Source organism: Thermococcus sp. Bubb.Bath (assembly GCF_012027595.1).
Taxonomy (GTDB): domain Archaea; phylum Methanobacteriota_B; class Thermococci; order Thermococcales; family Thermococcaceae; genus Thermococcus.
Genome location: NZ_SNUR01000003.1, coordinates 117845 through 131653, shown reverse-complemented (window position 1 = coordinate 131653; position 13809 = coordinate 117845). Strand labels below are relative to the sequence as shown.

Genomic DNA, 13809 nt, shown 5'->3' with positions numbered 1-13809 from the left:
GTCATCCTCCGTATATCAGGTACTTCCATGCGTTCTTTCCCATGATGGTCTCAGCAGTGGAGTTATCGATGAGGAAGCCGACGCCCGAGAGGTATGCGTAGTCTCCAGTTCCCATTGATATCCCCCACATCCTATAGGCTTTAGGGGACGTTGCCACCTGTGCAAACTTATCCTTAAAGTAGTAGCCCAGCCAGTAGTAATCCGCGAAGGAGATAGCATTCCCAATGGCGCTGTTCGGATCCTTCTCAAGGAGTTTGAGAGCACTGGTCAGGTCATCGTCGGAGGGGTAGTATATAAAGCTAACCAAGCCTATTGGGTAGTAACTGCCGTCCTTTGCTATTCCAAGTTCTTCCTGCATTTTCTTAGCTGCCTCCCAGTACTCACCGTTTTTCCCCGTACTTGCAGGGTCGAGCTTTCCTTCGAGCCTCTCGAAGAAGCTGGGGGCATCGTAGAGACCGAAGTAACGGTCATTGACGAGGCAACTCAAGAACGGCTGAAGGTCAAATGCGGCAGAGGCGTAAGCCTTCCACACCACGAGTCCCGAACCCTCAGGTGTCCCGAACTTTACACCGCTCGTAACGTAGGGTGGCCCTACTATTATCCAATCAAAGCTCTGGGATCCAACTCCTTTGCCCACTATGGAGACGTTCCAGGAGCCTGAGAAATCGCCATTGTAACCCACATGGGCATTTGAGGTTATCCTCGTGAGGTTCAACCTGGTGGAGCTGACGTTGAGCTCGTAGCGGTTGAAACCGCTTGTACCATCAGTGGTTTTTGCGAGTTCCTCCCAGTTCTTCCACAGTGCAAGCTGAGTCGCGCTTCCCGTTGCCTCGTATTCGGTCGGCTTGTTCTGGGCCTCGTGCTTCTTTACAGTCTCGGTGAGGGAGTTGAGGTCGAGATATTTCCTAACGTAGATGAAGTCATAGCTCGTCGAGCCCATGAACTGGGCCAAGCCAATGGCAGTGTTGTTTTGAGCGTAGATGTCATCCCAAAAACCATCATAGTAACTGACATGTGTAGTGTTTCCACTCCAAGTTCCTACAAAAGGCCCGCTCTGGTTTTGGTAACTTATCATGTCTGCGTAGTGATCTCCTATTAGATGATAGTCGTCTACTGCAACCTCGATATGGGTCCATTCATCAGTTAGGTACCCCCCACCATCTTCATAATAGTTCCCGTTACCATTACCAACGTTGAAGTCGTAGAGGTGACCGTAGGTTCCTTTATATTTACGCCCCTTGTACTTGGGATAAACATCCTCCATCCATGCCCAGTTGGTATTGTCTAAGTACCACAGCCAGCCCTGAGCCGCCAAACTGCTCACCTTAACCTCCATTCCGACGACGTAGCTGTAATATGGGAACGTCTTCCTCGTCCAGAGCCAGACGTCTGAAGTTGAGGGATCACTATCTCCGTTGAGGGTTAGAACGCCGTTGGAGAGGGAGATGTAACTTGAGTCACCACCGATGTTCCACTTGCTCGTATCAAGGGAAGGTTCATTAAAGTCGTCGAAGAACTCGAACACCTTATCGCCGTCTCCCCTTGTCTCGCTCCCGGTGTTGTAGAGTATCTTGATGTGGGCTCCTGCGTATGAATAGCGGGTGATGTAATAGTAGGTGTGTTTCTCAGTTTTAACAAAGGGTATTTTGTAGTAAGTGTCAGACCTGCTCTCATAACTCAATGTTCCTCTAGATTCTTTAACTTTGTAAATAGAATACACTGTCTTTCCAAAAAGTGTCCCTTTGATTTTTTTCGAACCTATACCTGTATAGTATCTTGCCGACAAGTTAACCTTAACCCATATCAGCGCCCCGTTGTCGTTCCAGTATTCTATCCAGAATGGGAGAGGGTTGCCGTTCTCATCGACTACCTTTATGGCGGCCTTTCCACCGTTCGCATTAATTCCTTGAATTGTAGTTACGTTAAGGTATATCGGAACTTGATAATCTTTATACTCAACGGTCGTTCCATTTATCTTGGCGAGCTTCGAGTCGAGCCAGGACTTGGCGGTTTGGGCATCACTTAAAGAGTAGATATAACGGGTGTATCCCTTTTTCCAACTGTATCTAAGGTCATTGAGACTTGAAACGGATGATGTTCCCGTGGTGTTATAAGGCCAGTAAACGCTCTTCTTTGTTAGTTTACCGTATCTCACAACAACATCAATGTAGTTCTCCCCACCGCCCTGCGGAGGCCTGTAAATGCCCACGCCGGCATCGGCGTTTGTCGTGTTCATGCCCCAGCGGACGAAGAAAGGAGGTTTGAATCCTTTCTTGGATATCGCTGTATCGCTCCCTGAAATCTGGTTATTGAAAGTGTACCAGCCGTTGCTCACCGTTCCGCTCTGGAAGTCCCATAGGTCGGTGTTCTTGTAGAGGAAGTCGTCTATGAGGTAGAACAACCCGCTTGGATCGCCCCTCGTCTCGAGGGAGGGGTCGTCCGAGACGTAGAGGGAATACTTGTTAACGTCGGTCGTCTTCATCCATAGCCACAGCTTTCCACTGTTGCTATCCCAGTATTCTATCCAGAAGTTGACGGGGTCGCCGTTGGAGTCGTAGATCAGTATCGATGCCTTATCGCTCGTGTGGGCGACCCATTTATTTAGAGTCTTTCCTTCGATTCTAACGGAGGTTGTGTCCATTATGAGGAGGGTTAAACTGTTGGGCTTGAAGTTGTTACTATCAACCGTGAAGTTGACGCGGTACTTGTAGCTGCTGCTGACTGCCCAGTTGTTGCCGATAACCGGGACGCTGACGTTGCCGAAGTAAAGGTAGCCCCTGTCTCCGTCCCTGAAAAGTTCCAATGGGTTGACCGAAGGATTAACAAGCTTTGCCTCTGGGGAGTTTGACCATATCGTATCATTGCTGTAGAGTATGTTCTCCCCATAAGTTCCAACGAGATGTGTTACACTTGAGTTTCCAGCGCCCGTGAGCCACTTAACTGGTTTCTCACCAAACTCTGGGTACGAGAAGCTGCACGGTTGGATCATCCTGTGATATTGGCCGTTTGTTGATATGGCATACACTGGATCCTCCACACCATCGAGGTCAATAACGGTGTAGAGGTAGCCCCTTACAGGGAGGCTACCCTGATAGATAACCTTTCCGTTCATGTCCATTAACGTAATGTTCTTTATCCTTGCTTTCACGGCCACTTTGAATGACGTCAAAGGGACTATCTCCATGTCAATGCTGTCTTCAAGGTTGCCCGAGGGTCTGAGGATGAGCCCCCTCTTAATGAGCTCATTAGATGCAGTGTTGAACCAGTAGAGCAACGTTTGATTGCCCATCAGCGGTGAAGTGTAGCCTTCGATCTTTCCATTTATCATGAGGTTCCTCATGCTTACGTTCGCTTTGCTCAGGAACTTTTCATTGCTCACGGTGTAATTCACCATGGCCAGTATGGCTCTCTTTCCCGATATTTGAAGGGTGTTTCTAAGGTCCGTGTCTAGGTAATTCACTGCCCAGTTGAGTTTTTCCAGTTCCATGTTTTCGCTCTGGCTGTTGATTATCTGATAATGAACCTGGGTGTACGTGGCGGTCAACAGGAGGAGTGGGATAAGGAGAACCAGTACAGCGGAGTTTATGAGGAATCCCCTTCTCCTCATCATCCTAGCCTCCATAATTTCAATTCAATGGGAACGGGTTTGAAAAGGCTTGGGGCGTTCATGGCGGAGAACTCCATCTTTACTGAAGGGGGTAAGAGGACCGCGAGAGGATTGTCCTGACTTCCAGGCTTTCCGTTCGTATCGATTGCCAGTTTTGAAAAGAGCCGCAGTATTGCGTCGTCAACGGAGTATTCCTTCGGTTGGAGGTTGCTAATATCCACTGGCTTATAAGGCGGTTTTCCAATGAGTATATACCTCTTCTCGGGCTGGGAGGATGAACCATAGAGCTTAGCATAGTAAGTGAGGTTGTAACCTTTATAAACGGGATATCCCTGGAGGAGCTTCGGGAATGGTTTTCCATACGGAGCATAAGCCTGGAGGAAGTAGTACACAGTGCCCCAGGACTGGCCCTCGCGGAAGCCGTAGGAGTCGGAACTACTGGATGCCCTGAATATGTTGGTAGAGCCGTTTTTCATCATCCAGTCGGCGTACTTGGCGTATCCGAAGCGGTAGAGGTAGTAATTGAGGGGTCCGCTGATTATCGTTCCCCCGTTTTCAAAGAACGTGAGCGTGCCGGTTGGGGCGCTTCCTTGGTACTCAATCGCCGTCCAGTAATCGGCGTACCAGGGAATTGCCTTGGGTGGAAGAGTGTAGCTGGTGCTCATTGTTCTGTATACACCACTACCGATCCTGTCAGTAGGTGGGTACGAAAAATCCTCTGGATACAGCGGAATGGAGAGTGGTATCGCGTAATGAACGGCGTTGACTTTGGAGTTGACAGTTACTTCAACGAAAGATTGACCAAAGCCGTAGAGGTGCCTCTCCCTGTAAGTGGTACTGTACTCCGGATTACTACTGCCGGAAGGCCAGGTGGCATCGAATCCTATAACAAACGTAAAAGCCCTTTTGTTGAGGTTGGAATACGTAACCCCGCATCTTGAGAGTCCACTTTCGATTTCATCTGATGAGAAGTAAGTGATGCCATCCACAGGAGACTTGGAAAGTCCCATATCGCAGATACCCGTGCCGTTGTTGTAGTAGAGATGTATTCTATCTACGCCGGTGGTCTTTAGATAAATACTTGTGCTCGTGACGTTTCCGGTTGGGACAACCGTAACAAACTGAACAAAACCGTAATAGCTGGTTACATTGTAGAGGTCTACCCTATCCGGACTCGTGTAGGATGTGCTGTTGGTGGTGTACGATGTTAGTAGAACGCTGCCGCTACCGAAGCCAACCTCGTCTGCCCCTCCACTGTCTATGGTGAACCTTAGAATGTTACTCCCTGGTAAGAGGTAGTTGCTTAAATCAACTTTCCCTCCAGACCCAAGATCTCCATATTCAGTATCACCGTTGGAATTCGAAATTGTGAGAGAAATTTTATTACCATTATATCCAATTATCCTGGCGTAAAATGCACCCTTTGCGGAGATGTCCGCCGCGTCGTCGGGAAGATCAACTGGGATATCCACGTACAGAGTGTTCCCGTCACCTCCAGCGACTATTCTTTGAATGCCAATAAGCTGAGAGTATCTATGCTGAGCATAGGTGAGGTAAGCTCTGCTGATATAACCGATGGGTCTTTTGCCCCGCTGAAAGCCGCTCATGATAGCTGAGACTGCAGTGATATCACTAGCATTTGAGATGTTACCATGTTCTGCTATGGTAGTCGAATTAACCTTAAACTGAAATCCATAACCGGGGAAGTTGTGAGTTATTACATACTCAATTATGGTCCGCGCTTTGTCTTCGAGGTGCAGGTTTTCATACGTGGAGATATTCGAGAGTGCCCAGTACATTAGTGCTATCTTTAGAGGAGGGGTGGATGGACTTACATAGAGGGAGGTGTTCAGTACCCCAGTTCTGCTCCAATCTCTCAAAACGCTCTCATTCACAAGTGAACTCAGTGGGGCATTTGAGAGAACGTTCATAACATCCTCCGCGGTGTACATAGTTTTCATTCTCATGACAGTGGAATACACTTGTCCCGAGTTCTCTTGGATAGATGTAATTGAGGTTATCACAATTAGGACCATCACTATTGACAGCATCGCGTCCAGTGTAAACACGAAGCCTCGCCTTTTCATGAGTCATCCCACACCCAGAGTTTTATTATGGCTGCCTCCAATCTGGGTTCGAGCACCCATCTCAAGTCAGGGACGCATTCAATCGTTACACTATTCCTATTCCAGCTGTTGCTAAGGGAGTAAAACCATAAACCTATCGTATCTCCTGAGCCAGGACTACCGAAAAGGGCGTTAAGGGGGATGGATACTGAAGTCGCGTTTCCAGAGTATTGAACGGTGGTGTTGTCGTACACGAGAATCCCTGTGACAGGTTCGTTACTGTTGTCCTTGTGAATAAGGAGCCCTCTTGTTTCGATTCCTGAAATCGCCACGAAAGACATATTCCCAGTACTATTCGGAACCATGACTTTGAGATACGCCCCACCTGGCAAGGGATTCCGTAAGGTACCATAAATCATCGGAATCTGGGCTGAAGGGGAAGCAGAGAGATTGTACTCAAATTTCTCAATGATTCCTGTTCTTTTGCCTACTTCAATCCATGGAGAACGGTTCATAGAGGCGTTTATCACTCCCTGGTCGGTAACGACAGTTCCGTTTATAACTGCAAAAGCGTATGTCGGGTTTCCGAGGGATTCAAAAACCGGGGCGGAGGTGTAGTTTGCTATTAGTTTGGGGATGCTGTTATCGTAGGCTGAAACTGTTACTTTAATGTTTCCTTTTCCAGATATAGTGACACTGTTGACACTATTGGGGCAACCATTGACCTGTAAATTAAATGCGCTGGTTTGATTCAGATAAAGCTCAATAACAGAACCTGCTGGAATCTCTTTTGGGGATGGAGGGAGATATCCGTTTCCCCTCTTCGCAGTTAGATTCACTGTATCTGTAATTATAACCTTAACATAGTATACTCCTGTGTTCTTTGTGTTAATGGTGCTGCTTTTTCCATTGACTAAATCACACACACCGCTGTTGATATACTCGCTACCATTTAAGAGTTTAAGTTTTATATAACTAATTCCAAATCCCCCGTTGGTTCCACTTTTTACAATATCAAAATTCACACCTTGCTTATCATTTACTGGACTTTTGAACGTCACATTGCTCAGATAAACCCTCGGAAACCTCCCCTCAATGCCCACTTTGTACTTTGAGACGAAGGTCTCTATCATGAAGTCCTTTCCCTGCGAGAGGTTTGTGAGTGCTCCCACAAGTTCATCTATCGAGGAGTTCAGGGCCATGAGCTTGCGGTAGTTGAGAGCGTATGTCTTATCCGAGCTCCTCAACCCTACCACCTTAACACTACTCGGGTCGAGATACCAGTTGGGGGGCTCACCTGGACTCTTCGTCAGTACATCAAGCATATTCTCGGCTATGTTAGCTCGCTCCTGCCATTCTATCATAGAGGATATCTCCTCCTTGAGCGCCGAGGATGTGTTGGTCACGGTTGCAAGGATGAAAACGACTAGGATCAATGAGAGCATAGCATCGAGGGTAAGCAGCTGGCCCCTCCTCATCTTCTCACCGCCTGAACTATTATACTCACACTTTTCTTACCGTAAACGAGAGAACTCCCTACGGAATGGAACTCGCTCCTGCTCTTAAGTTCATTTATTATGAACGATTTAGTGGCATTCGCAACTGTTGAGTTCTGAACTGTGCTCCGAATGTATTCCAGCTCCACTTTTACCGTGACGCTGGTATCGTTTGAAGAGGTTATCCCAACTCCTCTCACCATGCATCCAATCGAGCTGTAATTGGCGTTTGTTATCAGCGGATTCAGCGCGGCATGCTTGCTGTCTTGGATCACCACGCCCGTGTTGAGATAGGCACATGCATCGTCCGCAACGCTTCTCACTTGAGCAACCACCATTGCGTCCGTGTTCTGGTCCAGGTAGGGGGGAACGATTAAAGCCGCACCCGCCACTATCACCGCGGCTATGAAAAGGACTTCCAGCGCTGTCTGGGCGCGTTTAGCCCTTAAGCTCGACGTACGTCCTCCCCTCCGTCTCATTGTAGGCCGCGGTCACGTTGAAGGTCTCTTTTCCCGGGGTCAGCTTTACAGAGGTTGTGGAATAAACCGGCACTGGGAGGTTCTGTTCCACCTTAAACGTACCGTCATTAAGGTTTGCCACGATGATAACCCTGTTGGAGGTGGAGTTGAGAGTTACGGTCACGCTTTCTCCCTTCTGAAGGTTCATCGGCAGGGATTTGACTACAGTAAATCCTTCTCCGATGGAGTAGACCTTGGTTACGGTATCCCGCATATCAACTGAGAAGACTTTGAGCTTCGCCGCGGTATCGAAGGTCTCCGCGTTGGCCTTCTCACCGCTGGCTATTGAGATCATCCCCACTACGGTAACGCTGATGAGCATCAGTGCAATAAGGAAGTCAAACGTTATCTGTCCCCTCTTCATCTCACCCACCGGGGTTGATGTTTATGTCAAGCTCTCCATTAGTGGGGTCGAAACTCCAGGATTCATTCAAATCGGGATTCCACTGAACTACAATTTTCAAGATTCGGGGAAACGCTGAAATCGAGATGGAGTCCTTGTGGGGCGTGTTGTAGATGGTCGTCGTTGTAAACGTGTTCTTTTTGTCTCCCGTCGTTATTGCCTTATCTCCAATGGTGATTGATACGTTGGTTCCAACTTGGGTTATGGTTATGTTAGATGAGTTGAATGTTTTGAGGAGCATATCCTTGTCTGAGAGATAAGAGACGCTCACGTATGTGGTTGCCTTTGAACCGGGGCCCTGAGAATAGACCTGGCTGATAGTCCCGGAGATTGTGTTTATCACATGCTTGCCCTCAAGGGCCACCTGAACGGTCATTGTATCAACCGATGCGGACCCTTGCTTGAACGTCGTGTTATTGATGGAGTAAACTAACAGGATGGCGATGATTGAGAAGATAAACATGAATTCCAGCGAAACCTGACCCCTTCTCATAGCCCTCACTATACTCCCATATGAAACTTGAGTATTTAACGGTTGCCCAGCATATCTGTGGAGTTACTTAGCATTATCTGTCATTGTCAGATGTCCATGGGCTCGGCTATCGCGAAAGTCTCCCTTCCTATCCTGGCTGTTCTGATGCCGAAGTAGTCGTCGTTGAACACCTTAAAGCGGTACATCTCCGGATCAAGCCGGTACTTCCCCAGGAGAACGCGCATCTCGTCGATGAAAAACTGGGTGAGCTGGTGGTATATCATGTCTTTCTTCTCGCGGGCCCTGTCGCGAACCCATACCGCGAACGGAAAGATTGAAGCTCCCAAAGCTATAAGGGGCCACCAGAAGAGCACGCCCGCCGCTATTAATGCTCCCGCAACCCCCCCAATCACCGCGTAGAGGAAGTACTCCGCCTTGCGGACGCTCTTCAGCTCCTCCACCTTGGCCTCCCAGATGTCAAGGAGAGCAGGATTGTAGAAATCAAAGGCAGTGTGTCTCTTCCCCTTCCTTATTCTCTCCCTTATGAGGTCGTCCCAGTCGTCGCGGTAATAGACGAAGAACCCCTTCTTCCGGGCCCTCTCAGAGTCTATGGATGAGATTATCCTCCTTATGTCCTCGGCGCTTTCCCTCGCTATGTGCGAGTACACCTCCCTCTCGTTCAGGTCGAGGGCCACCTCAACGGAGTCCTTTATCTGGTTATCAGTATTAGTATCAGCCATCTTCCTCACCCGTGGGATAAAGGTCATCGAAGTCCGGCAGTCCATTCAGGAGACTCTCCTTTTTGGCCTCTGCTTCTGCTTTTGCCTTCATAAACGACTGGGCGTAGTTTTTGGCGGTCAGTATGACCTCCTCGATGCTTCTGCTGTCGTAGATTCCGCTGAGGAGGGTGACGACTTCCACTTCCCTAGTTCTCGGGTCGGGGTAGAAGCCCCTGAATATCTGCTTGCCCTTGATCCTCTCCGTCAGCTCGTCAAGGGCCTCGAAGATTTCCTTGGCCTTCAGCACTTCTGGAGGGCCGTGAATTGCAACAAGTCCGTAGAGAGCCGACTCAACGTTGGCCTCAAGGTAGAGCCCCTCGCTCTCGAACGACCTCACTATCAGTCTGGAGAGGCTCTTTACTTGGTCCGCCCTCGCCTTGGCGTAGCCAACCGTGGCGAAGCTGCCAAATGCTTTTAGGACGAACTTGAGGTCGCTGGCGTCAAGGGTCTGTTCCCCTGGGACGTCGATGAGCGCCAGTAATGAGGCGATGCGCTCTACTATCGTGTAGTTTATCCGCTCGTAGGCCTGACTGATGTCCAAATCGCCTTCCTTGAGCTTGTTGTTGTCGATGGCTACTATCGAGTCGGCGACCTTTGAGAGCTTGTCGATGGTTATCGCCGCGTTGATGGTCGGACGTATTCCCTCCTCCTTCAGGGGAAGTGCTCCGATGGCCACGACGAGTGAATCTGGGTACTCCTCCTTCAGCGCCTCCGCCAGCAGGGGGGTTCCACCCGCCCCGGTTCCACCACCAAAACCGAATGTGAGGAAGAAAATGTCAACCTCATCGTACCCCACCATAGAACCTATCTTGCGCATCACCATCGGAAGGTCGCGTCTCATGGCCTCCCTTCCGAGCACTGGGTTCGCGTTGACTCCCTTCCCTCCGGTGATGCCTTCACCTATGAGTATCCTCCTGTCCTGGGGGATGTGCTTGAGGTAATCCAAATCACCCCTTGACGTGTTTATGGCCAGTGCCTCAAAATCGAGGAGGGAAAAGAGGTCGGCTATCTTGGTTCCGCACTGGCCGACCCCGATGATTAGAGCCCTCACCTACTTCACCCCGCGACTTCCGCGGTTACCTCGTTGAGCTGAACTTTCCCGTCCCCGTTCCTGTCCTGGAAGCGGATCACCACGGCGTTGCCCTGCATGTACTTGACATATCCGATCCTGAAGACCAGCTTTGCTATCTCCGATGAATCCTTGTCGTAGAGGACGAACAGGATAACACCTCCCTTGGTTCTTCCTGGGGCGAGCAGAACGGTGCCCTCGCGCGGATAGGGCTTTCCATCCACGGTTATCGTGTTTCCGTTGACCTCAACGTCCAGGTACCTGTTGTATTCTGAAACGTTCACGTCGTTGAACCCAGCCACGACCACGTAGTTCCCACCTTCGAGACTTCCGAGCGGGCCGAGGAGGAACTTCTGGCCAAATGACTCTATCAGGTAGTCTCTGATGCTCGATGCATCCTCCATCCTTCCCTTGGCGTACTCCACTGCGAAGGTCGAGCTTTCGAGGGCGTTCCTTACATCGGAGAGGTCTACCATCGGCATCCTGTTGAAGCCCGAGAGGTATATTATCGCCGCCGCGGTATCAAGGGTGTCGTTTACGAGCTTCCCGGAGTCGCGGGCAGACCTGACGAAGTCCAGCGCTTCTTGAGCTATTGAGTGGCCCATCCCGTGCTTCATGAGGAGCGTCGCCGCCTCAACGGTGAGGAACACGGTTGGTGTCCCGTTGACTGCCCTGCTCGTTATAACTGGTGTCCCGTTGGCGGTGAAGTTCACGCTCCAGATGTAGTTCTTCTTCACGTACGCCCAGCCGCCGTCAACCTTCTGGTTGAGGAGCCACTTAAGGTGTGGCCTGAGCGTGCTCTCGTTCACCAGCGGTTCGAGGGCTTTCAGAACTGTAATTGTATCCAGGACGTTCATGTCGAGCATGTAACCGTAGAGACCGCTGGCGTAGTACAAGCCCCATCCCTTGGAGCTTATGGATGTGAGCCACTCTTCCGCTGCCTTAATGTCCCCGTCGGAGGGGCTGACTCCCAGAGCCAGGAGGGCGCTGATTGCCCTAGCCGTGTCCCCAGGCTGGGGACCGAGGTCCTTCTCTCCCCAGAGCCCGGTTTTGAGCTTCAGGCTCTTTATTACCTGGATAGCATGGGCCCTCTCACTCTCATTGAGGGCGTTGAAGCGTACGAGCGTCATAAGTGCGTAGTAATAATCCACCGTCATCCTACCCTCTTTGAGGGCTTCTGACTCGTCGTGAGCCAGCCTATCTTTCGTCCAGTTTATTGCCCTCTCCACTGCCTGTGGGGCAGGATAGCAGGCCTCAACTGCCTGAAGGGCATAGTAGGTGGCCATCTCGTTCGATGGAAGACCTTTGCGCAGTCCCCATCCCCCGTCGGGGTTCTGGTATGAGAGGAGCTCGTCGCACGGCATCTCGTTTGGATTGACTGAGACACTCTCTATCGGTGGAACGAGCTCGGAAATCGCCATGAGGGCGTAGGCTGTTGGAGTTATGGTGTCCGTTATGGACATTGGATACTTTGGAGTGTCAGCCCAAAAAACATTGTTCCGTCCGGTGTGCTTTATCTCATCCAGACGGGCTATGTCGGCAACAAGTTCAAACGTAGGCTTGGAATAGAGTGTTGCCGCGTACGTTAAAATGGCCCTCTGCTGCGGGCTCAGGCTTCCGTTCTGGAGAAGATTCATTACCGTTTCGACGCTTGAGTTCTCAACGCTGGCCCCAACGGCCTTGAGTGCTATGAGCTTGAGGCCGAGCGCGGTTACGTTGTCAATATACATGGGGAGTGCGGAGAGAACGGAGAGGGCATCGGCGACCTCCGGATCGTCCACGGTGTAACCGTTCTTCCCCAGAGCCCATAGGGCCATTACTGTGGGGTAGAACATGGGCGACGTCCCGGAAACGTAGCCCCAGGCCTTTCCAGTGCGGGAGGAAAGGATGAAGTTTATCCCGCTTTTTCTGGCGTTGTCCACCCTCCAGTAATCGGAGGTACCCTCAAAGAAAGGCTCGGCCTCCTTGAGGGCCACAACGGCGTAAGAAGTCTCCAGAACATTGCTAACGCTCCCGTTGAAGTACCCCCATCCTCCGTCGGGGTTCTGGCATGACAGCAACTCTCTGGTGAACTCCCTTATCTTCGGCGTTGGGTCATCGCGGACCTTTCCCTTTGCTTCGCTTAAAGCGATGATTGCAAGGCTAAGGTGCCTTATCTGTCCTGTGCTGTCCCCAAAGTTCTTGAGAAAATTGGCAGAGCCGTCGTTTATTGATACGGCCGCAGCCAGCGGTGACAGGGTTACTATGGTGATGAGAATGATTACGAACGCGTTAAGGGCTCCCCTCATTGTTAACACCTCTACCCTTAGTCGGCGTCAGAATAAATAAAGTTTTCCACGTGGAGGTGAATGGGGCGGAAAGGATAAAAAGAGAATCTAGTGGAGATTAGAACTTCACAAAGCGGCCGTTCAGACCGCGTCCATTGGGGTCAACGTCGTCCCTCATGAGGAGGACGACCCTGCTCGGCTCGTACTCATCCTCAAGGTGGTAACCGGGCAGGTACTTCAGGAGCTCCTCGGCGAAGGCCTTTATCTCCTCGTGGCGCGGCATGTTGTTGATGGTGAGCCTGTTCCTTGAGAAGCCCACGAACATGTAAGCCTTAGCCTCGACGAACATCGGGTTGGCGAGCTTTATGAGCTTCGCGTAGCCCCTGGGGTTATTCATGTTCTCGCCCTTCACAAGCGTCATCCTGATTACCGTCCTCGTCTGGGCGTCGTTCATGAGTTTGAGCGTCTGCTTTATCCTGTCCCAGCCGTCCGGAATCATGGGCACGTTGACGCGGTTGTATGTCTCGATGTCCGGAGCGGTAAGCGAGACGTAGAGCTGGCTTGGGAGCTTGTCTTCTTTCTTCATTTCCTCAAGTCTCTCCGGAACGGTGCCGTTGGTGACTATAAAGGTCGTGAAACCCCTCTTGTGGAACTCCTCAACTAGATCGCCCATGTATGGATAGAGCATCGGCTCGCCGGACAGGCTTATGGCCGCGTGCCTTGGGTTCCAGGCCTCTTCAAACTTCTTCATGTTGATTCTGGGCATGCCCTTGTAGCCGACGAGGAGCTTTCTCTGGGCCTTTATGCTCTCCTCGACTATGAAGGCCGGGTCGTCCCAGGGCTGGGGCAGTTCAGTGCCCAGGAAGCCCTCCATCGGGCGCCAGCAGAATATGCAGTTGTGGGTGCACCATGCAGTAACCGGGGTCATCTGCAGGCAGCGGTGGGAGTGTATGCCGTAGAACTTCTGCTTGTAGCAGAAGCGGTCGTGCTTTATGCTCTCCTTGAGCCAGTGGCAGAGTTTAACGGAGCTGTGCCTGCCCACGAGCGCGTAGTGCTGCTTCCTAAAGAGCGCCGCAATCTCCTCAGGCATATTCGGGTTAGATGCAAAGGTTATCGCCATTAGCCTCACCTA

At 50.7% G+C, this 13809-nt stretch carries 10 protein-coding genes; all 10 read right to left on the bottom strand.

All coding sequences use genetic code 11. The features are described 5' to 3' along the window. Position 1: 1 nt before the first annotated feature. A complete protein-coding gene (locus E3E29_RS07910) occupies positions 2-3622 on the bottom strand; it encodes a DUF2341 domain-containing protein (RefSeq protein WP_167910445.1) in 3621 nt (1206 codons plus the stop codon). Continuing rightward, complete coding sequence (locus E3E29_RS07905) at positions 3607-5559, bottom strand: hypothetical protein (RefSeq protein WP_206205840.1); 1953 nt, start codon at positions 5557-5559, stop codon at positions 3607-3609. The genes E3E29_RS07910 and E3E29_RS07905 overlap by 16 nt, the downstream gene beginning before the upstream one ends. 131 nt (positions 5560-5690) lie before the next feature. Next, the gene (locus tag E3E29_RS07900) at positions 5691-7151 is read right to left on the bottom strand and encodes a hypothetical protein (RefSeq protein WP_167910443.1); all 1461 of its coding nucleotides are present in this window, start codon (positions 7149-7151) and stop codon (positions 5691-5693) included. Then, positions 7148-7648 (bottom strand): hypothetical protein, encoded by a 501-nt coding sequence (locus E3E29_RS07895; protein WP_167910442.1) that lies wholly within the window; start codon positions 7646-7648, stop codon positions 7148-7150. Before E3E29_RS07895 ends, E3E29_RS07900 begins: the two co-directional genes overlap by 4 nt. Beyond that, a complete protein-coding gene (locus E3E29_RS07890) occupies positions 7608-8051 on the bottom strand; it encodes a hypothetical protein (RefSeq protein ID WP_167910441.1) in 444 nt (147 codons plus the stop codon). Before E3E29_RS07890 ends, E3E29_RS07895 begins: the two co-directional genes overlap by 41 nt. A 1-nt stretch (position 8052) precedes the next feature. Next, complete coding sequence (locus E3E29_RS07885) at positions 8053-8583, bottom strand: class III signal peptide-containing protein (RefSeq protein WP_167910589.1); 531 nt, start codon at positions 8581-8583, stop codon at positions 8053-8055. Between the two features lie 86 nt (positions 8584-8669). Next, on the bottom strand, positions 8670-9302 hold the full coding sequence (locus tag E3E29_RS07880) for a hypothetical protein (RefSeq protein ID WP_167910440.1): 633 nt from the start codon (positions 9300-9302) through the stop codon (positions 8670-8672). Beyond that, positions 9295-10392, bottom strand: a complete 1098-nt coding sequence (locus tag E3E29_RS07875; protein ID WP_167910439.1) for a cell division protein FtsZ — start codon at positions 10390-10392, stop codon at positions 9295-9297. Before E3E29_RS07875 ends, E3E29_RS07880 begins: the two co-directional genes overlap by 8 nt. A gap of 5 nt (positions 10393-10397) precedes the next feature. Then, a complete protein-coding gene (locus E3E29_RS07870; protein ID WP_167910438.1) occupies positions 10398-12698 on the bottom strand; it encodes a prenyltransferase/squalene oxidase repeat-containing protein in 2301 nt (766 codons plus the stop codon). Positions 12699-12795: 97 nt separating this feature from the next. Next, positions 12796-13797, bottom strand: a complete 1002-nt coding sequence (twy1, locus tag E3E29_RS07865) for a 4-demethylwyosine synthase TYW1 (RefSeq protein ID WP_167910437.1) — start codon at positions 13795-13797, stop codon at positions 12796-12798. Between the last annotated feature and the right edge of the window lie 12 nt (positions 13798-13809).

What these genes read in the sequence shown, in the direction of transcription:
- E3E29_RS07910 (WP_167910445.1), bottom strand. Translation starts at nt 3,622, where the DNA reads ATGGAGGCTAGGATGATGAGGAGAAGGGGATTCCTCATAAACTCCGCT.
- E3E29_RS07905 (WP_206205840.1), bottom strand. Translation starts at nt 5,559, where the DNA reads ATGTACACCGCGGAGGATGTTATGAACGTTCTCTCAAATGCCCCACTG.
- E3E29_RS07900 (WP_167910443.1), bottom strand. Translation starts at nt 7,151, where the DNA reads ATGAGGAGGGGCCAGCTGCTTACCCTCGATGCTATGCTCTCATTGATC.
- E3E29_RS07895 (WP_167910442.1), bottom strand. Translation starts at nt 7,648, where the DNA reads ATGAGACGGAGGGGAGGACGTACGTCGAGCTTAAGGGCTAAACGCGCC.
- E3E29_RS07890 (WP_167910441.1), bottom strand. Translation starts at nt 8,051, where the DNA reads ATGAAGAGGGGACAGATAACGTTTGACTTCCTTATTGCACTGATGCTC.
- E3E29_RS07885 (WP_167910589.1), bottom strand. Translation starts at nt 8,583, where the DNA reads ATGAGAAGGGGTCAGGTTTCGCTGGAATTCATGTTTATCTTCTCAATC.
- E3E29_RS07880 (WP_167910440.1), bottom strand. Translation starts at nt 9,302, where the DNA reads ATGGCTGATACTAATACTGATAACCAGATAAAGGACTCCGTTGAGGTG.
- E3E29_RS07870 (WP_167910438.1), bottom strand. Translation starts at nt 12,698, where the DNA reads ATGAGGGGAGCCCTTAACGCGTTCGTAATCATTCTCATCACCATAGTA.
- twy1 (WP_167910437.1), bottom strand. Translation starts at nt 13,797, where the DNA reads ATGGCGATAACCTTTGCATCTAACCCGAATATGCCTGAGGAGATTGCG.